Below are 22,166 nucleotides of genomic sequence, written 5' to 3' on the forward strand. Positions count from 1 at the left end.
GCACACTTCCCCTCATGACAACGATCTCGACGCTCGACGGCCGACAGCTCGACATGGCCGTGACCGGGCCCGCGGACGGGATTCCGCTGCTCTTCCACCACGGCACCCCCGGCAGCCTGCGGCCGATCCGCTCCATGGAACGCGCCGCTCACGCACGCGGGCTGCGGTTCGTGACCTTCTCCCGTGCCGGGTACGGCGGGTCCACGCGCGCGCCGGGACGCGCTGTCGTGGACGTGGCCTCGGACGTGCGGGCCGTGCTCGACCACCTCGGTGCGCCTAGTTGCCTGGTCAGCGGCTGGTCGGGCGGCGGGCCGCACGCCCTGGCCACGGCGGCACGACTGGCAGACCGGGTCGCCGGAGTCCTGGTCATCGCCGGAGTCGCGCCGTACGGCCTGCCGGAGATGGACTTCCTGGCCGGCATGGGCGAGGGGAACATCGAGGAATTCGGCCTGACCGTACGCGGGGAGGCCGCGCTGCGCCCCTACTTGGAGAAGGAGGCGGCCGGACTGCGCGACACCGACGCGGCGGGACTGATCGCCGGTATGCGGAGCGTGCTGTCCCCGGTCGACCGTGCCGCGCTGACGGAGGAGCTCGGCGAGGATCTGGCCGCGAACTTCGCGGAGGGACTGCGGCTCGGCGTGGACGGCTGGGTCGATGACGATCTCGCGTTCACCAGGCCCTGGGGGTTCTCGCTGGAGGAGATCACGGTGCCCGGCTTCGTCTGGCAGGGCAGCGAAGACCTGATGGTGCCGTTCGCCCACGGGCAGTGGCTCGCGGCGAACCTTCCGCGGGCCGTGGTCCACCTCGAAGACGGTGAGGGCCACCTCTCGGTGGCCGTGGGCGCCGCCGACCGCATGCTGGACGAACTGATCCAGGTGCTCTGAGATCCGGCACTGGAATTCAGCTCTGGGACCCGGTGTCGGGACCTGGCTCCGGGACCCGCTGCTGGGACGTGGACCCGCGACCCGGTGCCGGCACTCGGCCCGGATCAGGGGTTCCAGAACACCTCGGTGAACGTGCGGTCGAAGCGCCGCGCCGCCAGGTCCGTCCGCTGGATCACCCAGTGGACGCTGGAACCCTCCCAGCCCTGTACGTCCATGCCCGCATGCCAGTCCGCCAGCAGCACCCAGTCCGCGACATCGTCCGAGACCGGCCCGTCCCAGCGGTCCGCTTCCGCCGCCCGCAGCACCCTGAACACGGCACGGGCGACCGGGTCCGTGTAGACGACCTCCTCGTCGGCGTATCCCCCGATCTGCAGCGGCCCTTCGGGAGCGATGGCGCCACGGGTGTGGTCCCAGGCCGCGACGAGTTCCTCCGAGCGCGGGTGTCCGGGAAGCGGTCCGCTCCCCGGCTGCCCGGAGATCTCGACCGCGTGGTGGTACGGCAGCGACACCTCGGCCGTCGCCCGCAGCGGACCCTGCGGGAACTCCTGGAACATCGCCTCGTAGTCGTCGAAGTCGTGGGGGTTCCAGGCGTGGCTGTCCCGTTCCACCACGGCTGTGCCGACGGGTACGTACACCGCGCTGCCCATGGTCTCGTGGTCGTCCGCCGTCTCGGGGAAGGCGAACAGCAGCAGGTGGCCGTCGGGAGGCAGCGGGAGGTCCGTCGCGTCGGCGGGCAGGGCCGCGAGGTCTATGGAGGCGACGAAGGGGTGCTCCGGATCCGGTGTGTCGGCGGGGAGCAGGAGCGGCCCGCCGAACCGGCCCACGACCGGGCCTCCGCCGCCTTCACCCTCGCCCTCGCCCTCGCCCTCGCCCTGCGTCAGCGTCGCGCACGGGCGGGCGAGGTTCGTCCATCGCTCGACGTCGTCGGCCGGGACGCCGCGCGCGATCGCCTCGTCACGGAACAGCCGTAACCGGTCCTGCATCTCGGAAGCCATGCCAGAAGTCATGGTCGAACCGTAGTGGGAGGCTCTGACACGCAGGCTCCGGCACCGGGCCGTGGGCGGCCGGACAATCGTCAGGCCGTGGGCGGCCGGACGAACCTCAGACGACCGTCGGCAGGACCGTCGTCTCCTCACAGCCGCAGCTCGCCCGGCGGGCCACACTGACCGGCAGCATCAGGGAGACGGGCTCCTGCGGAGGCTGTCCGCTCAGCCGTCGTACGAGCAGGTCGACGGCCTCCTCCCCCATACGCACCATCGGCTGGCGCACGGTGGTCAACGCGGGGCGCACCATACGGCTCAGCGGGATGCCGTCGAAGCCGGTCACGACGACGTCGTCGGGTACGCGCAGGCCACGGTGTTCGAGGGCCTGGAGCGCGCCCACCGCCATCTGGTCGTTGGCGAACACGAACGCCTCGGGCCGGTCGCCGCTTCCCTCGCACAGCAGGCGAGCGGCGCGGGCGCCCTCGGCCTGGGTCATCATCGGCATGCGCAGGGCCGGTGCGACGGCGGCCTCGACGCCCGCCTCGACGCAGGCGCGGCGGAAACCCCGGAAACGTGCCTCGACATCGGGTGAGTCGTCCACGAGTCCCACGTAGGCGAGGCGGCGCAGCCCGTGGTCGTGGACCAGGTGCCGGGTCAGCTCGTACTGGCCGTCCTCGTTGGCGACCTCGACGTGGTCGAGATGGTCGAGGGAGGGGTCCTTCGCACGAGGTCCGGCCAGCATCACCACCGGCCGGCGCCGGGAGATCGCTTCGAGTTCCTCCGTCGGCACCGTGCGGGCCATCACGGCGAAGCCGTCCACACGGCCGGCGACCTGGGCCACCAGGCTCTCCGGGCCCCCGGCGAGGGAGGCCGCGATGAGCAGCGCGTACCCGTGCCGACGGGCCGCGCGTTCCATGCCCCGGATGATCTGGTCCGAGTAGAGCATCGCGGCGTCGTCGTCCTCGGCGCCGACCGTGTCGGGGTCGGAGTAGTCCGGGAAGCACAGGCCGAGGACACCGGTGGAACGGCTGGCGAGACCCCGGGCATTGCCGCTCGGCACGTATCCCAGCTCGCTCGCCGCCGCCAGCACGCGCTCGCGGGTGGCGGCCCGTACGGAGTCGGGGCTGCGGTACACCCTGGACACCGTGGCGATGGACACTCCGGAACGTTCGGCCACGTCGTACACCGTGGGATTCGCGTTCACGATGCGGCGCCGTTCATGGGTCAGGCCCCCGTCTCTTGTGATGCATGCATGGCGATGAAAGCGCATTCACACTAGGGGCGTGCACGCCTGTGAGGCAACCGGAACCTCTTTGACCGGCCATGTCCACGACCGAGCCCGACCGAGCCCGACGAGCCCGACCGGTTGAACGGCTGAACGGCTGAAGGGCTGAACGGACATGCCCCCTCAGTCGCGGTCGAGCAGTTCGATGAGGTTGCCGTAGGGGTCGGCGACGAAGGCCATGACGGCGCCGGGGCGTGGAGCCGACCGCGGAGTCATGCTCACTCCCGCGCCGGCCGCGACGAGTCGTGCGAACTCCGCCGCCACGTCCTCGACGCACAGGCACATATGGCCGAAGCCGTGTGTGGCCGCCGCGTCGAGGGCGCTGCCCGGTGTCGGGCCCGGGCGGGCCGAGGGGCGGTGGAGCAGTTCGATGCGGTAGCCACTGGCGTGCAGGAGCATGACCCCGCGCAGATCGGTGCCCGGGATCGCGAACGCCGGGGCCGCGGTGAGGTCCAGCGCATCGCAGTACCAGGCGGTGGCGGCCTCCAGGTCGGGCACGGAGATGCCCACGTGGTCGAAGCGTGTCATCGGTCAGCGCACGCCCGTACGGTCTTCTCCCGGGCCGGGCCGTCGCCCCGCCGGGTGCCACCCGTGGTGTCGCCGGACGACCGGTCGTGCACCGGCTCATCGGGCGCCGGCCCGGACCTGATCAATGCGGGCAAGGAGACGGTGACCGTCCTGCCCGGGGCCTCCTTCTTCGACTCAGCGCTGTCCTTCGGCATGATCCGGGGCGGTCATGTCGACACGGCCGTCCTGGGCGCCCCGCAGGTGTCCGCCGCGGGAGACCTGGCCAACTGGAGTGTCCCGGGAAAGATGATCAAAGGGATGGGGGTGCCATGAACCTGGTCCACGGTGCCCGGCGGGTGACCGTGCTGATGGAGCACACCGCCAAGGACGGGACGCCGAAGCTCGTCGACACCTGCACGCTGCCACTCACCGGCCGCGCCTGCGTCCATCGTGTCATCACCGATCTGGGTGTCTTCGACATCACGGCGGACGGGCTGACGGTCGTGGAAAGGGCCCCCGGCGTGACGGCCGGAGAGATCGCGGCGCGTTCGGGGACGCCGGTGCGGGGCTGACCGCACGCACCGATCTGCTGCGTCGATGCGATGCGTCGATCGCATGCAGCCCCGGCGGTAGCATCCGCCAGCATGGACACGCTCAGCAAAGCGACACGGGAAACACGGGAAGCGGGCGCATGACCCACCGCATCACATTCGTCTCGCCCGCGATGAGTTCGGCACTGCGTCAGGCGCGCTTCGACGACGGGGGTTCGCTCGACGCCGGCGGGGAGGCGCAGGCCCGTGCCGCGGCAGGATCCCTGCCGTCGGCCGCGCGCGTCGTGGCTTCTCCCTCGGTGCGGTGCCGGGAGACGGCCGCCGCGCTCGGACTGGACGCGGTGGAGACGGCGGAGTTGGCAGGACTGGACGCGGGACGCTGGCGCGGCCGTACGCTCGCCGAGGTCGCCGCGGCCGAACCGGAGGCCGTGGCCCGATGGCTGGCCGATCCGGCCTCCGCACCGCACGGCGGGGAGTCCGTGGCCGACTTCTGCGCCCGGGTGGCGCGCTGGCTGGAGTCCTCCGCCGAAACGGACACGGGTACGGGTACGGTCACGGCCACGGACGGCCGTACGCTCGCCGTCGTCGAACCGGACGTCGTACGGGCCGCGGTGGCGCACGTGCTGGGAGCGCCTGCCGCGGCCTTCTGGCGGATCGACGTGCCGCCGCTGACGTCCACCACGGTCAGTGGACGCGGCGGCCGGTGGAACCTGCGGCTCGGGCAGCCGCTGGACGCCGCCGGAGCGGGCGCGGACCGGTGAGTCCGCGCGGCCGGTCAGTGCGGGGCGGGTGCCGCCGTACCCGCCCGGGCCGTGGCGGGTTTCGGGTGGAGCAGCCGTTCGGCCAGTTCACCGAAGACGAGCCCGAAGCCTGACCAGAGCGTGATCTGCAGGGCGAGGGCGGAGAGCCTGAACCGCCAGAGCAGGGCGGCCGGGAAGTCGCCGGGGACCTCGTTGACGGTGGGCAGGAACGCGTACGCCAGTCCGATCAGGACGATGAAGCCGAGAACGGCGGCGACGGTGGCGTACCAGGTGCCCAGTTTCGGGGCGAGCCGCTTGCCGACGATCACGGCGGCGACCGCGAGGAGCACGCTCAGCACCATCATGAGGAGGTAGAGGGTGGTCCGTTTGCCGATGGTGTCGCCGTTGCCGACCGCGGGCGGGTTGGCCGGGTACTTCAGGAACGGCACGACGTAGACGGCGAGCAGGGCCGCGCCCGAGAGCAGCAGCGCCGTCGCGCGGGCGCCGAAACGGCCGACGCGGCCGAGGGCGAAGCAGTAGGCGAGGGCGGTGATGCCGCCGAAGGCCACTCCGTAGATCAGTACGCCGGTGGCGAGGCCGGCGGTGGACTGCAGGCTGCGGGAGACGAGTTCGACCTCGTGCCCGTGCTCGTGCGCGGCTGCGTGGGACTCCTCGAAACCGATGGCGCTGTCGACGTTCGGTTCGCCGAGGAAGTAGGCGACGATCAGGGCGAGCACGCCGGCGGCCAGGCCGGCGAGCATGCCCCGCACGAGCAGATTTCTTACCGTTGCGGAGTTCATGGGTGTGCGGGGCCCCTCGTCAGTGGCAGGGGAAGCCGAGCAGGTGACGTGCGTCGTGCACCCATTCATGGACGTTCTCGCCGGAGACGAGGGAGGTGGCGCCCTGTTCGGCACCGACGAAGTACAGCAGGACCAGCATCAGGACGCCGATGAAGACCGCCCAGGGAGCGATGTCCTTCAGCGGCAGTTTGGCGGGCACGACGGGGGTGGTGCTCGGCGGGGCGACATGCTGCGCCATGACGGGGCCTCCTCTGGGAACTCGCGTCCCATCTCGGTGGTGCACAGGACGACGGCCCCGGGTCTGACTCACGGTGCGCTCCCCTGAGGGGGGGAGTCACACCGTTCACAGTGGCGCGACCGTGCCGGTTTCTCACCGGCTTCCGTGGTGCCGTCGTCGGTATCGAAGTGACGCTACCGCTCGACGGGTTCATGCCCAAGACCAGGAGCCGACAAGAACCTGCTCACACCGAACACTTACCTCTCAGATGCCCGGCTCCCACTCCGGTCCGTGCTCCCCCAGCGGCTCGAAGAAGCGTTCCACGTCGGTGTCGGTGACCTCGGCGAGGGTGGGCGGTGACCAGCGCGGGGTGCGGTCCTTGTCGATGACCTGGGCGCGGATGCCCTCGACCAGGTCGGGCGTGGTCAGGGCCGCGCAGGAGACGCGGTACTCCTGCTCCAGCACCCGCTCCAGCGAATCGAGCCGCCCGGCGCGGCGCACAGCCGCCAGGGTGACCTTCAGCGCGGTGGGCGACTTGGTAAGCAGGGTCTCCGCGGTCTCCTTCGCCGCGGGATCGCCGTGGTCGAGCAGCCGCCGGACGATCTCCTCGACCGAGTCGGCGGCGAAGCAGGAGTCGGTCCACTCCCGCTGCCCGGCCAACTCCCCTTGCGGCGCGGGCCGCGCGTGCCGGTCCAGCGCTTCCCGTACGGGCAGCTCGGCGAGGTCGTCGATGAAGCGCGGGAGCACGCCGGACGGTACGTAGTGGTCGGCGAGCCCGCACAGCAGGGCGTCCCCGGCGCCGATCGCCGCGCCCGTCAGGGCGAGCCGGGTGCCCAGTTCGCCCGGGGCGCGGGAGAGCAGGTAGGTGCCGCCGACGTCGGGCACGAAGCCGATGCCGGTCTCGGGCATGGCGATCCTCGACCGTTCGGTGACGACCCGGACGCTGCCGTGCGCGGAGATGCCGACGCCCCCGCCCATGACGATGCCGTCCATGACGGCGACGTACGGCTTGGGCCAGTGGGCGATACGGGCGTTGAGGCGGTACTCGTCACGCCAGAACGCGGCCGCGGCGGCGCCGTTGCCGTCGCGGGCGTCGTCGTGGACGGCACGGATGTCGCCGCCCGCGCACAGGCCGCGCTCCCCCGCTCCGGTGATGACGACCGTCTCCACGGCGGGGTCGTGCTCCCACGCGGTCAGCGCCTCGTCGACGCGCCGCACCATGGCGTGGTCGAGGGCGTTGATGGCTCTCGGGCGGTTGAGGGTGAGGTGGGCGGCCCGGCCGGCCGTGTGCAGCAGGACGGACTCTTCGTTGCCGGTCATCCGGTTACCTCCGTCGGACCGCGGGCCACGATGACACGCATGAGTTCGTTGGTTCCTTTCGGGACGCGACGGTGCGATGGACGCTCACGTCACGAGTGATCCTCTCAATGACGCATCCGGCCGGGCGGTCCGGGGCAGCGCGACGGCCCCGGGACTCGTGGAGGAGTCCCGGGGCCGTCGGGTGATGCGGTACGGGTCCGGCTCAGATGCGCGGGCCGCCCGTGCCGTAGTACGTGCCCAGCTCGTCGCGGTAGCCCTGGTCGCCCAGGTGCTTGTCGCGGTCGAACTCCGGGGCGTCCTTGATCTGCTGCTTGGTGCGGTCGACGACGATCTTCTGCTCGCCCTGGTCGATGCTGACGACCGTGCTGGCGGGGAGCAGGACCTCCTTGCCGAAGATCCACACACCGGTGTCCACCACCAGGTAAGCGTCACCGACCTCGTCGGAGTGCTTGTCGACCTTGCCGATACTGCCGTCCGTGGCCTCGACCTTGTAACCCGTGAGGTCTACGCCTGCCAGACGACCCGCGGTCGACTTGTAACCCCATACATTTTCAGTCACGCGAAAACAACTCCTCCGGTAAACAGAGGACAGTGGGGGTTCCCCACCGGCCCTCTCTTTTTCCGTACGTCGTGCACGGCGATTTCGTAACCACCGTCTTGGCGGCGGGTGCCCCTCCTCCGGGGCTTCACTCACTCAATTCGGGCCGGGTTTCTCACCGGTTTCCCGGAGCGGGCACGCCCTGCCCCCGTAACAGGGGACCAGCGCTGCCGCATACGGCCTGAACTGCACCGATGTGATCGGCTACCAGCGGTACCAGCGGCCACTGCCGCCCTTCGGGCGGGCGACGAAGCCGATCAGCCACAGGACCAGAACGACGATCGCGACCCACCACAGAATTTTCAGCGCGAAACCCGCACCGAAGAGGATCAGGACCAGCAGAAGAACAAGAAGCAGGGGAATCATGTTTGTTGACCTCCGAAGCACCGAGTGCCCAGATGATCTCCGTCCACGCACACGAATTCACGAATCGCGCACATTCCGCTGCCGACGCACCGCCGGCCCTCCGCCTCCGAGGTGAACTTGGGTATGCGGCCGCGACAAGGGGTACTCCTGCGCCAGAACCGTCGCAGAAAAGAGCCCTTTGCGGGCTTTCATCACTTTCTGCACCCTTTCTGTGATCAGGAACGCCGGCATCCTGGTCCTCTCGGCGCCGATCTGGCTGGCCACCCGTGCAGCATCGCCCAGCGGGTCATGGAACGTCTGGACGCGGAGATCTCCGAGACGGACGACCAGGGGCGGATGCTCACCTACGGGAAGGTCACCGCGGTGTGTGTCGTCGGCGACGAGGACGGGGCCCACAAGGTGAGCGCCGGCCTCTTCATCCGACACGGCAGCTCAAGGCGTCCCCGTACCCGTCGAGCTGGGTCGGGCCGACCGGAGTCCGCGCTCAGTCGTGGGCGCCGACCAGGCCCACCCGGTGGGCCAGCACGACCGCCTGGACCCGGTCCCGCAGATCGAGCTTGGTCAGGATGCGGGACACGTACGTCTTGACGGTCTCGCGGCTGATGACCATCCGGTCGGCGATCTCGGTGTTGGACAGGCCCTCGGCGATCAGCTTCAGCACCTCCGTCTCGCGCGGCGCCAGAGCGGCCAACGCCGGTGCGGCGGGGTCCCGCTGGGGTCGGCGGAGCCGGTCGGCGAACTTGCCGACGAGCTGCCGGGTGACGGCGGGCGCCAGCAGTGACTCTCCCGCGTCCACCGTCCGGATGCCGTGCACCAGGTCGCGCGGGGGCGAGTCCTTGAGCAGGAAGCCGCTCGCTCCGGCCCGCAGTGCCTCGTACACGTACTCGTCGAGGTTGAAGGTGGTGACGACCAGGACCCGCATCGGGTCGACGACGCCGGGGCCGGCGAGCAGCCGGGTCGCCTCGATGCCGTCGAGCAGGGGCATGCGGATGTCCATCACCACCACGTCCGGGCGCAGCCGCCGCGCGCTCTCGACCGCCGCGCGGCCGTCCCCGGCCTCTCCCACGACCTCGATGTCCGGCTGTGCGGTGAAGATGGTGACGTATCCGGTGCGTACTAGTTCCTGGTCGTCGCAGACCAGGACCCTGATCGGCGCCGCGGTGCCCGGCCCGGTCATGCCTCTCCCCCGTGTGCGGCGGCTTCGCCGTGTCCCGCGGACGGTATGCGCGCGCGGACGCTGAAGCCGCCGTCCGGCCGGTCGCCGGCGGAGAGTTCGCCGCCGAACACGCTCACCCGCTCGCGCAGCCCGATCAGGCCGTGCCCGCCGCCCCGGCCCAGCGGTCGGCGCCGCTGGGCGGTCGCCGTGGCGGGCGCTCCCTCGGTGGTCACCTCGACCTCGACGTCCTTGCGGCCGTAGTGGACCTGGACGAGGGTCCGGTGGCCCGGGGCGTGCTTGAGCGCGTTGGTCAGCGCCTCCTGCACCACGCGGTACGCGGCCAGTTCCACGGCAGTGGCCAGCTCCTGCCGTTCGCCCCGCTCGGCGAGTTCCACGGGCTGTCCGGCGGTGCGGGTCTGCTCGACCAGATCGCTCAGTCGGCCCGGTTCCGGGGCGCGGTCCGGCGCGGACGCGTCCTTGGGGCCGTCGGCGGCCGTGCCGTCGGACGTCCCGCCGGACGCCTTCAGTACGCCCAGCAGATGCTGGAGGTCTCTCAGGGCCCGCCGCCCGGAGTCGCTGATCGCTTCGAGTCCGGTCTCCACCCGCTCGGGCGCGTCGGCGAGCAGGAACTGGGCGGCGTCCGCCTGGACCACCATGGCGGTGACGTGGTGGGTCACCACGTCGTGCAACTCCCGTGCGATACGTGCGCGTTCGCGTGACATAGCCGCCTCCACACTGAGCCGGCGCCGTTCGGCCTCCCCGTCCTGCCGGGCCCGTACCGTCCTGCCGACGGCCCAGCACACCACCAGGATCAGGTACATGAGGACGAAGTCGGCCGCGTGCTGGGGCGAGCCCCTGTGGTGCAGCCCGAGCGCGAACAGCGTGAACGCCGTGCCGGCGACGGCGACCGCCAGCACGCGGCGCATGCCGCTGGCTCGGTTTCCATGGGCTCCGAGGCTGTACAGCGCGATGTACAGGCCCAGCGTCGCGCAGCTCTGCGGATAGCCGACCAGTTGATGGACCGCGAAGGCGCCCGCGATCAGCGCGAGGCACACGACGGGCCACCTCCGCCGCAGCACCAGCGGCAGCCAGAGAACGGCCGTCACCAACGCACCCGGCAGTCCTGACGGATGTTCCGGCAGATCGCCGAACTGTGCGCCGATCGGGGCCGTCACCGGCGCGAACACCAGCGGGGCGAGCAGCACGGTGAACACCGCGTCCCGGCTCACCACGCTCAGCGCACCCCAACGCGCCACGAGAACAGGCGTGTTCTTCCTCAAGTCCGACCCCGCTGATCCGAGCACAGGCAGAGCCTAGCCCCCTGCCGGACCCCGGATGTTCCGGCCGCGGAGCCTTATGCGAACAGTGCGGTGATCAGGGCGATGTCGTCGTCCTTGTTCTGTCCGAAGCGGGCGAGGAGCAGGTCGCACATCTCCTGCAGATCGGCCGGCCCGTCGGCCACGGCCTCGCGGAACTCGGCGAGGGTGGCGTCCAGATGGGCGGTCCGTACCTCGACGAGACCGTCCGTCACCATGAGCAGCCGGGTGCCGGGCGGGGCGTCCACGACGGTGGGCGGCGGATGCGGGAGACCGAGGCCGATCAGCGGGCCGTGGGGTTCGTGGAACCGCGGCCCCTTCTCCGGGTCGATGACCAGCGGCGGGATGTGACCGGCGTTGGCGATGTGCAGGCGGCGTTCGTCCAGATCGACCAGGACGAGGCAGAGGGTGACGGTGAGGCCGGGCTGGGACTGGCCCAGCAGCGTTTCCAGCCGGTCCAGTATGTGGTGCGGGGCGTGCCCTTCGATGGCGTAGGCCCGCAGTGCGTGGCGTACCTCGCCCATGACGGTCGCGGCCTCCACCGAGTGCCCGACGACGTCCCCGATGGCGAGCAGCAGGCCGTTGACCGTCCGCACCGCTTCGTAGAAGTCGCCCCCGATCTCCGCGTGTTCGGAGGCGGGGAGGTAGCGGAAGGCCAGCTGGACGCCCGGGACGGTCGGCATTTCCTTGGGGAGGAAGGAACGTTGCAGCGCCAGGCCCAGGGCGTGTTCCTCGTTGTAGGTCCGCAGGGCTTCGAGGGCGAGGGCGCCGGAGTTGGCCAGCTGTTGCAGGAGCTGCTCGTCGTCGGCACTCTGCAGGGCTGTCGCGGGGACGGCCAGACAGATGGGGGGACGGCCTCGCTTGGTGCGGGACACCGCGAGTGCGATGTCTCCGGAGAGGTGGTCGTCGGGCAGCATGCCCTGCCACTGTCCGTGCGGGACCCGGACGATCGTGACGCCCGTTTCCTGGTGCAGGCTCAGGGCCGCCAGCTGCTTCAGGAGGCCCGGGTGAGCGGGATGGATCCGTACCGGTGACCGTGGGGCGTCGACCATGCTGTGGACGGCCTGCGCCTGGGGCGAGAGGAACACCGCGCTGGCCTGGCTGTCCAGGACGGCCGCCGCGCCGCCGGTGGCCGCCGACGCGAAGGAGTGGAAGCCGACGGCGCTGTAGACGTCCAGCGTCGCCTGGTTCAGCGCTATGAGGCGCTGTGCGAGTTTCTCGGCGCGCTGCCGGGCCCTGGCGTAGCGCAGTGTCGCGGAGACGGTGGCGAGGAGCTCGCCGGGGTCGATGGGCTGGTCGAGATAGGCGTCCGCGCCCCGTCTCAGCCCCTCCGCGTGGTCGTCGGGGGTGATGGCGGCGGCGGAGATCTGGATGATCGGCAGATAGGCGGTCCGCGGGCTGTTCTTGACCCGTTCGCTGACCTCGAAGCCGCTCATGTCGGGCAGCAGGACGTCGATGATCGCGATGTCCGGAAGCGCGTCCTCGCCGCTGTGCAGCCGGGTGAGGCCTTCCTCGCCCGTGCCGACGCTGATGACGGAGTGTCCCGCGCGCTGCAGCCAGCTGGTGAGGATGTAGCGGTTCGTCTCGTTGTCGTCGACTACGAGCACGGTCGCGGGCAGAAGCTCCTGGGCGCTGTCGGTCACGGCCTGCCCTTTCGGTTCTGCGAGTCCTGCGCGTACTCATGGCCGAGGTCCGGCAGACGGACCTCCACCCTGGTGCCGGCGCCCAGAGTACTGGTGAGGGTGAGGGAACCGCCGAGCAGTTCGGCGAGCGTACGGGCGTAGGGCAGGCCCAGGCCGGTGCCGGGCCGGCCGGTCTGATGGGGACCGCGGACCTGGTAGAAGACCTCGAAGACCCGGCCGAGTTCCTCGGGCGGGATGCCGATCCCCGTGTCCGTGACGGTGAACAGCACCGCGGGGGCCGAGGGTTCGGGATCGACCTCGATCTCCAGGCGTACCTCACCGCTCTCGGTGAACTTGAGGGCGTTGGAGAGGAGGTTGCGCAGGATGCGTACCAGCAGCGTCTCGTCGGTCACCAGGGGCAGCTGCTGTTCGAGGCCGGGCGTGAGGAGGGTCACCCGGTCGTGGCCGTGGCTGCTCAGTATGAGGCCTCGGAGGTGGGCGACGAGCAGCCGCAGATCCACCGGTTCCGTATGGATGTCGAGGTGCCCGGCCTCGGCCTTCGCGACGTCCAGCAGGTCACTCACGAGCGACAGGAGCGTGTGGCCGGACGCCCCGATGAGTTCGACCTGTTCCCGCTGCTCGGCGCTGAGGGCGGGGGAACTGGGCGCGAGCAGCAGCGTGGAGAGGGCGACCACGGAGTTGACCGGGGTGCGCAGTTCGTGGCTGATGTTCGTCCAGAACCGGGTCTTGGCCTCGCTCGCCTCCTGCAGCTGCTGGCGCTTGTCCTCCAGTTCGGTGTGCAGTGCGAGAACACCGCTGTTGGTGGCCTCCAGCTCCTGCGTCAGCTCGGTGTACAGCGCGAGGACACCCCGGTTGGTCTCCTCCAGCTCCTCGTTGAGATGGCGCAGTTCCTCCCGCTGAGCCCGGGTCTCCTCCAGGGTGGCGATCAGGTCGCGGGTCTGGGCACGGAGGTCGTCCGCCTCGGTGGACCGGGAACCGGCCTTCAGGACGTCCGCCAGCCGGGCATGCTGTTCGGCGGCGCCGCCGGACTCGGGGGTGAGCGGCTGGCTGACGACGATGCGGCCGCCTGCCGGGGCGGCCTCGTAGTCGATCCCCACGAGCTTCGCGGCCAGATCGAGCGTCTCCTTCGCCGGGGGCGGTCCGCCGGTCCAGTCGAACGTGACGACCAGGGCCGTGGGCCGGTCCTGCGGGACCAGGCCGAAGGAGACCTCCAGGCCGCGGCAGCCGAGCCGGTCCCGGCCGAGTTCGCTCAGCGCGGTCGCCAGCCGGACCTGGTCCTGTCGCTCCAGCGACATGGCCGCCGCCGCCTGCTGCGCGGTGCGCCGCAGTCCGAACACGTCCTGGGACGAGGACAGGGCGAAGGGCGCCACCGTGCGGACAGGGCCGACTGCGGCCGAGCGGCCGTGGTGGGCCGCTTCGCCGCGAGGACCCGAGTCAGACACCACGCTCATCCCGCCCCTCGCCGGTCACCATGCCCCCTTGATCACGACAACACTGGCGTCGTCCCGTCGCACTCCTGCCTCTCGCAGCAGCTGACCGGCCATGACGAGCGGCGTGTGGTGCAGCAGACCGGGCAGGTTCCCATGGTCCCAGCGTTCGGTCAGACCGTCGGAGTGCATCACCAGGGCGCCGTGGGCCGGCAGCGGTTCCTCGAACGTCCGCAGGCGCCGCATGTGCGCGCCGACGATACCGGGCGCCGACAGCAGTCCCTTGCGGCCGTCGTCGCCCAGGAGGAAGCCGCTGACGTTGCCGATTCCGCAGTAGAGCACCCGTCCCGCGGCCGGCTCGACGCGCGCCACGGCGACCGCGCCGCCGCGTGTCCCCCGCAGGGCGCGGTGGATCGCGTCGAGGGCGCCCGCCGGACTGAGATCACGGGTCTCCTGGAACGCTTTGACCGCTGCCTGGCTCGCGCGCGCGGCGAGGGGGCCGTGTCCGAGTCCGTCGCACAGCATCACCAGGATCGCCGGGCGGTCCCCGGCGGTTTCGCTGTCGTCGACGCGTACGGCCCACGCGTCCCCGCACACGGTCTCACCGCTGATGGGCCGCGTGACCCCGGCGGCGACGGACAGGTCCCGGGAGGCGACGACGGCTCTGCCGTCCGCGGTGCGCGGCCAGAACTGTGCGGCCATGACCGTGCCGCGGCCCGGCACGGAGTGCAGGTCGAACTGGTCCGCGAGCCGGGCGACCGCGCCCAGGCCGATGCCCAGCGTGCCCGCGCTGGACGATCCGTCGGCCAGCGCGGCGGGCACGTCCGTCATTCCGGGCCCCGAGTCGACGGTGAGGAACTCCACGCCGGCCTGTTCCCCGGATCGCACCACGCGCAGCAGCAGGGCTCCGTCGTCGGCATGCCGCTGCACGTTCGTGGCGGCCTCGGTGACGGCGAGGGCGACCTCGGCGGCCCGGTGGCTGTTCAGTCCGATGCGCCTGGCCAGCGTGGCGGCCGCGCCCCTGGCCGCCGAGGCCAGGGAGGCGCCGTCCCTGAACCAGGCGATGTCCTCGTAGCTCAGGGCGACGGTGGTGTTCACCGCACCCACTTGATGATGGTCACGGTCGTTCCCTCGCCGGGCGCGGTGACGAGCCGGAAGTCGTCGACGAGGCGCCGGGCACCGCTGAGGCCGAGACCGAGTCCGCCGCCGGACGTCCAGCCGTCCGTCATCGCCTGGTCGACATCGGCGATACCGGGACCGGAGTCCTCGAAGACGGCGGCCACGCCCTTCTTGCCGTTCGCGCTGACCAGTCCGGAACTGACCGTGCCGCCACCGCCGTAGATGAGGGTGTTGCGGGCGAGTTCGCTCGCCGCGGTGATCATCTTCGTCTGGTCGACCAGGGACAGCCGGCACTGCTGGGACAACGCCCGGATGGCCTGCCGGATGTGCACGAGATCGCCGCTGCGCGCGATGGGGTAGACCTGCGGGTCTTCGCCCGCAGTCCAGGGCGCTGTCACCGCAAGGCCGAACTGGTGGGCTGACGCAGCTTCGCCAGCCCCTTCTCAAGGTCGAGCGCAGTGCTGACCCCGCCGAGCGAGAGGCCCAGCTCGACCAGGGTGATGGCCACGGCGGGACGCATGCCCACCACCACCGTCCTGGCGTCGAGCACGCGCGAGATGGCGGCGACCGTCGCGAGCATGCGGCCCACGAAGGAGTCGACGATCTCCAGGGCGCTGATGTCGATGATGACGCCCCGGGCGGACTTGGCGACGATCTCTTCGGCCAGGTCCTCCTGGAGGTTCAGCACCATCTGGTCCTCCAGATCGAACTGGACGGACACCAGCAGGATGTCTCCGATACGCAGGATCGGAAGGCGCTCGCTCATCGCTGCGCACCCTCGTGGGCGACGAGGTCCACACCGGACCGGCGAAGCGCCAGCTTGAGGGCGTCGGCCAGGCTGGCCTTCGTCACGATGTCGTCGAACTCGATGCCCAGCGCGACGATGGTCTGCGCGATCTGCGGGCTGATGCCGGACACGGTGCATTCGGCGCCCATGAGCCGGGCGGCGACGATGGTCTTGAGCAGGTGCTGGGCGACCTGGGTGTCCACGGCGGGAACGCCCGTGATGTCGATGATCGCCTGCTCCGAGCCCGTGTCCACGAGCGCCTGGAGAAGCTTCTCCATCACCACCTGCGTACGCGCCGAGTCCAGCGTGCCGACGAGCGGCACGGCGATGACCCCGTCCCACAGGCGCACCACCGGTGTGGACAGCTCCAGGAGCTGCTCGGCCTGCGCGGTGATGAGCTCGTCGCGCGTCTGCGTGTAGGTCTCGATCGCGAAGAGGCCCAGTCCGTCGAGGATGCCGTTGAACTGGAGGTAGGCGCGGATCTGGTCGGCGCTTCCGTCGGACAGAACAGGTTCGAGGACCCGCTTCAGGGCGAAGACACTGATCGCGGTCTCACTCGGCGAGAACCCCTGGCGGGCCCTGTTCCTCGACAGCTCCGTCAACAGGGCACGGATCTCGGACATCTGTTCGGAGTGGACATCGACGGCCCCTTGACGCAGCGCGTCCACCAGGGCGTCGTACAGCTCCCGAAGCTCGCGTTCGAGCTCGGCGGTGCCGATGCGCCCTCCCAGCGACCCGGACACCTCCCGCACCCACGCCGCGGCAAGGTCCTGACCCTCGACGGTCAAGAGCCCTACCAGGTCCGCAGCGCTGTCTCGCTTCGCCATTCCGGCGCTCCTTCAATGTTCATACTTACGTGTCAGGGACGACCTGGGAAGCCTACGGCACTTGCCCTCACCGGCAGGTGCGACCTGGGAAAGGCCCTTGACGGCGCACACCGGCCGGACCTCTTCGACGGGGAGCGGCACGGACGGCCCGGACCTCTCCGGCGGGGAGCGACGCGGCCGGGCCGGGCGTCCGCCGCGAGCGCACGGGCCCCGCACAGGTCAGCTCTCCAGCGCCTGACGCAGGGTGGGGCGGCACGGGATGAGGGCGGGCGTCGACCCCGACGAGCTCGATCACCCTCCGCACCGACTGCCGCACCCCTGCCACACGCAGCCACCGCTGGGCGTCCCGAGCCGCGCGACGGGCGGCGGCGAGCAGATCGACACCGCGGGAGTCCATGAAGGTCACGCCGGTGAGGCCGGCCACCGTCCGGGGGCGCTCGCCGGCCGGCGCCGGGCGCCCCCGGACGGTGTCCGGACCGTGCGGGACATGCGTCTGTCACCATGTCCTCGACTCGGTGTGCCGATGCGGCTCAGGCCGGAACTCACGCATGAAGCCTGCCCCGATGGCACGCACCGCCGCGCTCGAACACGTGGTCGATCCCAGCGTGAGCGGCATGTGTCACGCCAAACAGGGTAGCCGCGAACGGACAACGGGAACGAAGGTGGACAAAAAGTGGAGTCAGTCGGGAGAGGCGGCGCGGGGCCGTCGGAAGCCCATGCCATAGCCGCCGCCGTCTCCATGACCGGAGGCGGCTCCTGCATCGCCGAGGCACGACGCTTCGCGGTCGACTTCCTGGCCCGGGCCAGGACGGACCTCGGCGTCCCCGTCTCCGCCCGCGCGACGGACCTCACGCAGCTGGTGGTCAGCGAACTGGTCACCAACGCCCACAAATACGCCCCCGGCCCGCTCTTGGTGGAGCTGCGCATCACCGACGAGGTGGTGGCGGTCTGCGTGCACGACAGTGTCGGCGCCACGCCCGTGGCCCGCTCCGTCGACCCGCACCGAGTCGGCCAGCACGGCCTGGAGATCGTCATGGCCGTCGCCCAGGAGTTCCGGGTGGATCTCGAACCGGCAGGCAAACGCGTCACCGCGTCCATCGCCCTGACCAGCTGAACCCGCCGCCGGCATCGACCGGCACCCACAGGCGTCCACCGGAACGCGTCGGCATCCGCCAGATCTCGGTGAACCGCTCCCTCAGAGCGCCGACGGCGCCGACGTGCTCCCCCGGACGACGAGACGCGGCGTCATGGTCGTCTGGACGGCGTGGTCGCGCCGGCCCTCCACCCGCTCGATGAGCAGCCGCGCGGCGGTGGCCCCCATGTTGTGCCCGGCCTGGTCGACACTGGTGAGCTGCACGGTGGCGAGGTCGGCGATGGCGGTGTTGTTGTAGCCCACCAGGGAGACGTCCTGCGGGACCCGCAGACCCAGTTCGTGGGCCGCCCGCCAGACACCGAGCGCGGCCACATCGGCTCCCGTCATGATCGCGGTGGGCCGGTCCCCCGCGGTCAGCAGGCTCATCCCGGCCTTGTAGCCGCCTTCGTCGGAGTACGACGTCCGGCAGATCCGGGTGTGGTCCGCGAGCTGGTTGCGGCCCATCGCCTCGGCATAGCCGTCGCTCAGGACGATCTCAGGGGTACGAGCCCATTTGCTCGACCGGGTTCCGGGAGAGGAGACCAGCGCGATGTTGCGGTGCCCGAGGGACACCAGGTGGTCCACGACGAGACCGGCACCGGAGCCGTCGGCGTCGACGACGGAGTCGTGCAGGTCGGAGGTGTCGTGGTGGCCGATGACCACCGTGGGCGTCGACTGCGCGGTGGACAGCACTTCGGAGCGCGGGATGCCGGGGGCGATCAGGACGAGGCCGTCCATCTGACGGTCGACCATGGACCGGATGGTCTTGTCCTGGGCCTCGGCGTCGAAGCCCGCGGCACCGATCAGCACGGTGTACTCGCTGTCCCGCAGTTCGTCGCGGACGCCGTCGAGGATGTCGGCGAAGAAGGTGTTGCGGATGTTGTCCAGCAGGATGCCGATGGTGTACGTCCGGCCGCGCATCCCGCGCGCGGCGGCATGGGGGCGGTAGTCGAGCTCGGCCATGGCGGCCCGGACCTTCTCCTGCATGGCCGCGCTGACCCCGTACGCGTTGCGCATGACCTTGGAGACCGCGGCGGTGGACACTCCCGCGTGACGCGCGACGTCCGTGATCGTCACACGCTTCTTCCGCTGTGATCCCTGCTCCATGCGCGCTGCCCCCTGGGGTGCCGTACTGCTGAGGACAACGTTCTACAGGACGATCCGGTTCGGACGCCAGATGTAGTCAGCTTTTCGGTGATGTTGCGACGCGATGTCTTGACGACGGCTTGCGCTGCGTGCACTGTGGTGCGCACTTCGACGTAGAGAACGTTATACAAAACTCTCGCTCCACCACTTTTCGCAGGGCCTTCGCCGTGCGCTTTCGTCGCGCCTCCATCGCGCCTTTCGTCCCACGATGACAGGGAGCCATGCTGTGACCACCTCCTCGACCTCCGCCAGAAGGTCCCGCCTCGCCGGCCCGACCGCGGGCGCTGCCGCCCTGGTCGTCCTCGTCTCCGCCTGCGGGGGCACGGGCGGAGGTTCCACTTCCGCGCCCGAGAACTTCAGCTACCTGAGCGTCACGGAGAACACGACCGTCAAGACGGCGCTGACCACCCTGTCGAAGGGGGAGTGCAAGACCGCCCAGGAGGGCCTGCCGCTCAAGGTGGAGACCGTCCCGCAGGCGAGCCTGGACCAGAAGCTGCAGCTGCTGGCCGGTCAGGACGCGCTGCCGGTCCAGTTCGCGGCGGGCAACGCCCCCGCCCTGACCCAGCAGTTGTACACGTCGGGCAAGGTCGCCGATCTGGAGGCCGAGCTGAAGTCACTCGGCGTCTACGACCAGTTGGAGCCCGCTGCCGTCGCCACCATCAAGGCGCTGTACGGCGGCAAGGTGGAGGTCCTGCCGTACGAGTACAACATCGAGGGGATCTTCTACAACAAGAAGATCTTCAGCGCGAACGGGCTGAAGGCGCCGGCCACCTGGGCCGAACTGGTCTCGGCCGCGGGCACGTTGGAGGCCAAGGGCATCCAGCCGTTCTCGGCCTCCGGCCAGCAGGGGTGGCCCCTGACCCGGCTGATCAGCGGCTACCTCTACCGCAGCCTGGGCCCTGACGCCCTGAAGGCCGTGGCGGACGGCAAGGCCAAGCTGACGGACCCCGAGTACGTCAAGGCGGCCCAGGAAGTGGCCGCGCTCGGCAAGAAGGGCTACTTCGGCAAGGGTGTCGGCTCCATCGACTACGACACCTCCATGAACGAGTTCCTGGGCGGCAAGGCCGGCATGCTCTACATGGGCAGCTGGGCGCTGGCGAACATCGCCGACGAGAAGCAGAACAAGGTGGGGGCCGACAACGTCGGCTTCATGCCCTTCCCTGCCGTCGAGGGCGGCAAGGGCTCGATCGAGCAGTACCCCTCGAACGTCGGCCTGGGCATCACCCTCGGCGCGAAGTCCTTCGACAAGAAGACCGGCGCCTGGGTGTCCTGCATCGCCAGGAACTACGGCACCACCGCCCTCAAGGACCAGGGAGCCATCTCGGGCTTCAAGGTCAACACCCCCGTCGAGGACGGCAACGAGGTCACCGGGCAGGTCCGCAGGACCATCAGCGGGTCCCGGCAGAACGTTCTCTGGTTCGAGGCCCTGTTCTCCACCAAGGCCACCACGGTCAGCCAGAGCAACGCGGCCGGCCTGGTCGCCGGCAGCCTGAGCCCCGAGAAGTTCATGCGGACCGTGCAGGACGCCCTGGCCGAGAAGTGAGGCGGACGGGCCCGGCGACGGGCCCCCGCTGACGACAGCCTGACACCTCACGAACTGGACACCCCTCCATGCACCGCGTACTCGGTGACCGCAAGGCGGTCCTGATCCTCCTCGGTCCCGCCCTGCTCGTCTACTCCCTGATCATGCTGGTCCCCATGGTGTGGTCCTTCGGGTACTCGTTCACCAAGGGCAACACCATCGAGGGTTTCACCGGCAACGGCCTGGACAACTTCCAGCGCCTGTTCTCCGACCCGGCCGTGCGGGACGCCCTGTGGTTCACCGCCAAGTACGCGGTCGTCGTGACCGTCGGCCAGGTCGTCGCCGGCTATCTGCTGGCCCTGCTGTACGTGTTCTTCCTCAAGCGGGCCTCCGCGCTCATCCGCACCCTGGTGTTCTTCCCCGTGGTGCTGCCCACCGTGGCCGTCGGTCTGCTCTTCCAGAAGTTCTTCCAGGTGGCCCCGCAGACCGGCCCGGTCAACTCCCTGCTCAGCGCGGTGGGTCTGGACTCCGTCGACTGGTTCGGCAGCGCGGGACACGCCTTCTGGGTCCTGATCGTCATGGACATCTGGCGCTCCATGGGCTTCTACGCCGTGCTGCTCTTCGCCGGCCTGGTGGACATCCCCGAGGAGGTGCTGGAGTCCGCGCGTCTCGACGGCGCCTCCGGTCTGCGGCTGGTCCGCCACATCGTCCTGCCCATGTCGTTCCCGGTGCTGATGTCGTCGGTCATCTTCAGCATCAACGGCACGCTCAAGGTCTTCGACTCGATCGTGGCACTGACCAACGGCGGTCCCGGCAGCGGCACCACCCCACTGACCCTGTACATGTTCCAGACGTCGTTCACCTACGGCGACTACGGCTACGGCAGCACCATCGCCCTGCTGCTGACCGTCGTGTGTCTCCTGGTGACCCTGGTCGTCTTCCGCGTCTCGCGGCGCGACCTCACGGAGGGCTGAGCCCATGGCCATCGACACATCTGTCAGGATCTGGCGTCCGCGCCGCCTGTGGGTCAAGCTCGTCGTCGCGCTGCTGCTGGTCGTCGAGGTCTATCCGCTCGTCTGGATGTTCCTGACCTCGCTCAAGTCGAACGACGACTACCTCAACAACTCCACCTGGTCCCTGCCCACCACCTGGGAGTGGGACAACTACACCGACGCCTGGACCACCGGGCACATCGGCCTGTACGTGCAGAACAGCCTGCTCGCCGTCCTGCCGGCGCTCGCGCTGATCCTGCTGCTGGGCACCGCGGCCGGGTTCGCCCTCCAGGTCATGGTGTGGAAGGGCCGCAGTCTGACCCTGCTGGTCTTCCTCACGGGCATGATGGTTCCCGCGCAGATGATCCTGCTGCCCCTGTTCACGGTGTACTTCCAGACCGGTCTGTCCGGCACGCTGTGGCCGCTGATCCTCACCTACACGGGCACCGGCCTGCCCCTGACGGTGTTCATGATGGCCACCTACTACAAGACCGTCCCGCGCGAGCTGTTCGAGGCGGCCACCATCGACGGCGCGGGCATCCTGCGTGCTTTCTGGACCATCAGCCTGCCCATGGTCCGCAACGCGATCCTGACCGTCGGCCTGGTGCAGTTCTTCTTCATCTGGAACGACCTGCTGATCGCGCTGACCTTCACCAACAGCCAGGACCTGCGCACCATCCAGGTCGGCCTGCTCAACTTCACCGGCGACTTCGGCGCCACCCAGTACGGCCCGCTGTTCGCCGCCATCTGCATCAACGTCTTCGGCACCCTGGTGATCTACCTCTTCCTCAACCAGAAGGTGATGAAGGGCCTCACCTCGGGAGCCGTCAAGGGGTGACGGCCGCGCC

Annotated in this window: 24 protein-coding genes, 2 pseudogenes and 1 riboswitch; of the genes and pseudogenes, 8 read left to right on the forward strand and 18 right to left on the reverse strand. The window is 70.1% G+C overall.

The window, feature by feature from the left end; translation table 11 throughout:
* Positions 1-14 precede the first annotated feature (14 nt).
* Positions 15-884, forward strand: coding sequence for an alpha/beta fold hydrolase (locus ACFVH5_RS05185; protein WP_385832173.1), 870 nt, complete (start codon positions 15-17; stop codon positions 882-884).
* Between the two features lie 104 nt (positions 885-988).
* On the opposite strand, the gene ACFVH5_RS05190 is transcribed toward ACFVH5_RS05185, so the two are convergent.
* The 3 genes from ACFVH5_RS05190 to ACFVH5_RS05200 form a co-directional block, all read right to left on the reverse strand.
* Entirely contained in the window at positions 989-1,891 is a 903-nt protein-coding gene (locus tag ACFVH5_RS05190) for a DUF1963 domain-containing protein (protein ID WP_385832175.1), read from the reverse strand.
* Positions 1,892-1,985: 94 nt separating this feature from the next.
* Positions 1,986-3,071, reverse strand: coding sequence for a LacI family DNA-binding transcriptional regulator (locus ACFVH5_RS05195; protein ID WP_385832176.1), 1,086 nt, complete (start codon positions 3,069-3,071; stop codon positions 1,986-1,988).
* Between the two features lie 204 nt (positions 3,072-3,275).
* Entirely contained in the window at positions 3,276-3,680 is a 405-nt protein-coding gene (locus ACFVH5_RS05200) for a VOC family protein (RefSeq protein WP_385832177.1), read from the reverse strand.
* 45 nt (positions 3,681-3,725) lie between these two features.
* On the opposite strand from ACFVH5_RS05200, the pseudogene ACFVH5_RS05205 reads away from it, so the two are divergent.
* A pseudogene (locus tag ACFVH5_RS05205) lies at positions 3,726-4,231 on the forward strand (CoA-transferase); the annotation flags it as partial.
* Positions 4,232-4,350: 119 nt separating this feature from the next.
* Positions 4,351-4,971: a histidine phosphatase family protein gene (locus ACFVH5_RS05210; RefSeq protein ID WP_385832178.1), complete on the forward strand. Its 621-nt coding sequence runs from the start codon at positions 4,351-4,353 to the stop codon at positions 4,969-4,971.
* 14 nt (positions 4,972-4,985) lie between these two features.
* Here ACFVH5_RS05210 and ACFVH5_RS05215 read toward each other — a convergent pair whose 3' ends face one another.
* The 5 genes from ACFVH5_RS05215 to ACFVH5_RS05235 all read right to left on the reverse strand — a co-directional run bounded on the left by ACFVH5_RS05215 (position 4,986) and on the right by ACFVH5_RS05235 (position 8,251).
* Positions 4,986-5,750 (reverse strand): CbtA family protein, encoded by a 765-nt coding sequence (locus ACFVH5_RS05215; protein WP_385832180.1) that lies wholly within the window; start codon positions 5,748-5,750, stop codon positions 4,986-4,988.
* A gap of 19 nt (positions 5,751-5,769) precedes the next feature.
* Positions 5,770-5,988 (reverse strand): CbtB domain-containing protein, encoded by a 219-nt coding sequence (locus ACFVH5_RS05220; protein ID WP_384796760.1) that lies wholly within the window; start codon positions 5,986-5,988, stop codon positions 5,770-5,772.
* Between the two features lie 61 nt (positions 5,989-6,049).
* Positions 6,050-6,132: riboswitch (cobalamin riboswitch) on the reverse strand.
* Positions 6,133-6,231: 99 nt separating this feature from the next.
* Positions 6,232-7,287, reverse strand: a complete 1,056-nt coding sequence (locus ACFVH5_RS05225; RefSeq protein WP_385832182.1) for an enoyl-CoA hydratase/isomerase family protein — start codon at positions 7,285-7,287, stop codon at positions 6,232-6,234.
* A gap of 202 nt (positions 7,288-7,489) precedes the next feature.
* On the reverse strand, positions 7,490-7,846 hold the full coding sequence (locus ACFVH5_RS05230) for a PRC-barrel domain containing protein (protein ID WP_385832183.1): 357 nt from the start codon (positions 7,844-7,846) through the stop codon (positions 7,490-7,492).
* 243 nt (positions 7,847-8,089) lie between these two features.
* Complete coding sequence (locus ACFVH5_RS05235; RefSeq protein WP_385832185.1) at positions 8,090-8,251, reverse strand: hydrophobic protein; 162 nt, start codon at positions 8,249-8,251, stop codon at positions 8,090-8,092.
* 229 nt (positions 8,252-8,480) lie between these two features.
* Between ACFVH5_RS05235 and ACFVH5_RS05240 the strand changes: the two are divergent.
* A pseudogene (locus tag ACFVH5_RS05240) lies at positions 8,481-8,668 on the forward strand (NADPH-dependent oxidoreductase); the annotation flags it as partial.
* A 67-nt stretch (positions 8,669-8,735) separates the two neighbouring features.
* Here ACFVH5_RS05240 and ACFVH5_RS05245 read toward each other — a convergent pair.
* The 9 genes from ACFVH5_RS05245 to ACFVH5_RS05285 all read right to left on the reverse strand — a co-directional run bounded on the left by ACFVH5_RS05245 (position 8,736) and on the right by ACFVH5_RS05285 (position 16,950).
* Positions 8,736-9,428 (reverse strand): response regulator, encoded by a 693-nt coding sequence (locus tag ACFVH5_RS05245; RefSeq protein ID WP_385832187.1) that lies wholly within the window; start codon positions 9,426-9,428, stop codon positions 8,736-8,738.
* Positions 9,425-10,663, reverse strand: a complete 1,239-nt coding sequence (locus ACFVH5_RS05250) for a sensor histidine kinase (RefSeq protein WP_385832189.1) — start codon at positions 10,661-10,663, stop codon at positions 9,425-9,427. The genes ACFVH5_RS05245 and ACFVH5_RS05250 overlap by 4 nt, the downstream gene beginning before the upstream one ends.
* Positions 10,664-10,761: 98 nt before the next feature.
* Entirely contained in the window at positions 10,762-12,366 is a 1,605-nt protein-coding gene (locus tag ACFVH5_RS05255; RefSeq protein ID WP_385832190.1) for a SpoIIE family protein phosphatase, read from the reverse strand.
* Positions 12,363-13,817 (reverse strand): sensor histidine kinase, encoded by a 1,455-nt coding sequence (locus tag ACFVH5_RS05260; RefSeq protein WP_385832192.1) that lies wholly within the window; start codon positions 13,815-13,817, stop codon positions 12,363-12,365. The genes ACFVH5_RS05255 and ACFVH5_RS05260 overlap by 4 nt, the downstream gene beginning before the upstream one ends.
* A gap of 15 nt (positions 13,818-13,832) precedes the next feature.
* Entirely contained in the window at positions 13,833-14,900 is a 1,068-nt protein-coding gene (locus ACFVH5_RS05265; protein ID WP_385832194.1) for an ATP-binding SpoIIE family protein phosphatase, read from the reverse strand.
* Positions 14,888-15,310, reverse strand: coding sequence for an anti-sigma regulatory factor (locus ACFVH5_RS05270; RefSeq protein ID WP_385832195.1), 423 nt, complete (start codon positions 15,308-15,310; stop codon positions 14,888-14,890). The genes ACFVH5_RS05265 and ACFVH5_RS05270 overlap by 13 nt, the downstream gene beginning before the upstream one ends.
* On the reverse strand, positions 15,307-15,678 hold the full coding sequence (locus ACFVH5_RS05275) for an STAS domain-containing protein (RefSeq protein ID WP_210885865.1): 372 nt from the start codon (positions 15,676-15,678) through the stop codon (positions 15,307-15,309). Before ACFVH5_RS05275 ends, ACFVH5_RS05270 begins: the two co-directional genes overlap by 4 nt.
* Entirely contained in the window at positions 15,675-16,526 is an 852-nt protein-coding gene (locus tag ACFVH5_RS05280) for an STAS domain-containing protein (RefSeq protein WP_385832197.1), read from the reverse strand. The genes ACFVH5_RS05275 and ACFVH5_RS05280 overlap by 4 nt, the downstream gene beginning before the upstream one ends.
* A gap of 67 nt (positions 16,527-16,593) precedes the next feature.
* Complete coding sequence (locus tag ACFVH5_RS05285) at positions 16,594-16,950, reverse strand: STAS domain-containing protein (protein ID WP_385832199.1); 357 nt, start codon at positions 16,948-16,950, stop codon at positions 16,594-16,596.
* A gap of 315 nt (positions 16,951-17,265) precedes the next feature.
* On the opposite strand from ACFVH5_RS05285, the gene ACFVH5_RS05290 reads away from it, so the two are divergent.
* Entirely contained in the window at positions 17,266-17,640 is a 375-nt protein-coding gene (locus ACFVH5_RS05290; RefSeq protein WP_385832225.1) for an ATP-binding protein, read from the forward strand.
* Between the two features lie 81 nt (positions 17,641-17,721).
* Here ACFVH5_RS05290 and ACFVH5_RS05295 read toward each other — a convergent pair whose 3' ends face one another.
* Entirely contained in the window at positions 17,722-18,735 is a 1,014-nt protein-coding gene (locus ACFVH5_RS05295) for a LacI family DNA-binding transcriptional regulator (RefSeq protein ID WP_385832201.1), read from the reverse strand.
* A 295-nt stretch (positions 18,736-19,030) separates the two neighbouring features.
* Between ACFVH5_RS05295 and ACFVH5_RS05300 the strand changes: the two genes are divergently transcribed.
* The 3 genes from ACFVH5_RS05300 to ACFVH5_RS05310 all read left to right on the forward strand — a co-directional run bounded on the left by ACFVH5_RS05300 (position 19,031) and on the right by ACFVH5_RS05310 (position 22,156).
* Positions 19,031-20,347, forward strand: a complete 1,317-nt coding sequence (locus ACFVH5_RS05300) for an ABC transporter substrate-binding protein (RefSeq protein WP_385832203.1) — start codon at positions 19,031-19,033, stop codon at positions 20,345-20,347.
* A gap of 68 nt (positions 20,348-20,415) precedes the next feature.
* Positions 20,416-21,300, forward strand: a complete 885-nt coding sequence (locus tag ACFVH5_RS05305; protein WP_385832205.1) for a carbohydrate ABC transporter permease — start codon at positions 20,416-20,418, stop codon at positions 21,298-21,300.
* Between the two features lie 4 nt (positions 21,301-21,304).
* Positions 21,305-22,156, forward strand: a complete 852-nt coding sequence (locus ACFVH5_RS05310; protein ID WP_385832207.1) for a carbohydrate ABC transporter permease — start codon at positions 21,305-21,307, stop codon at positions 22,154-22,156.
* Positions 22,157-22,166 lie beyond the last annotated feature (10 nt).

Source organism: Streptomyces sp. NPDC127119 (assembly GCF_042677425.1).
GTDB lineage: Bacteria > Actinomycetota > Actinomycetes > Streptomycetales > Streptomycetaceae > Streptomyces.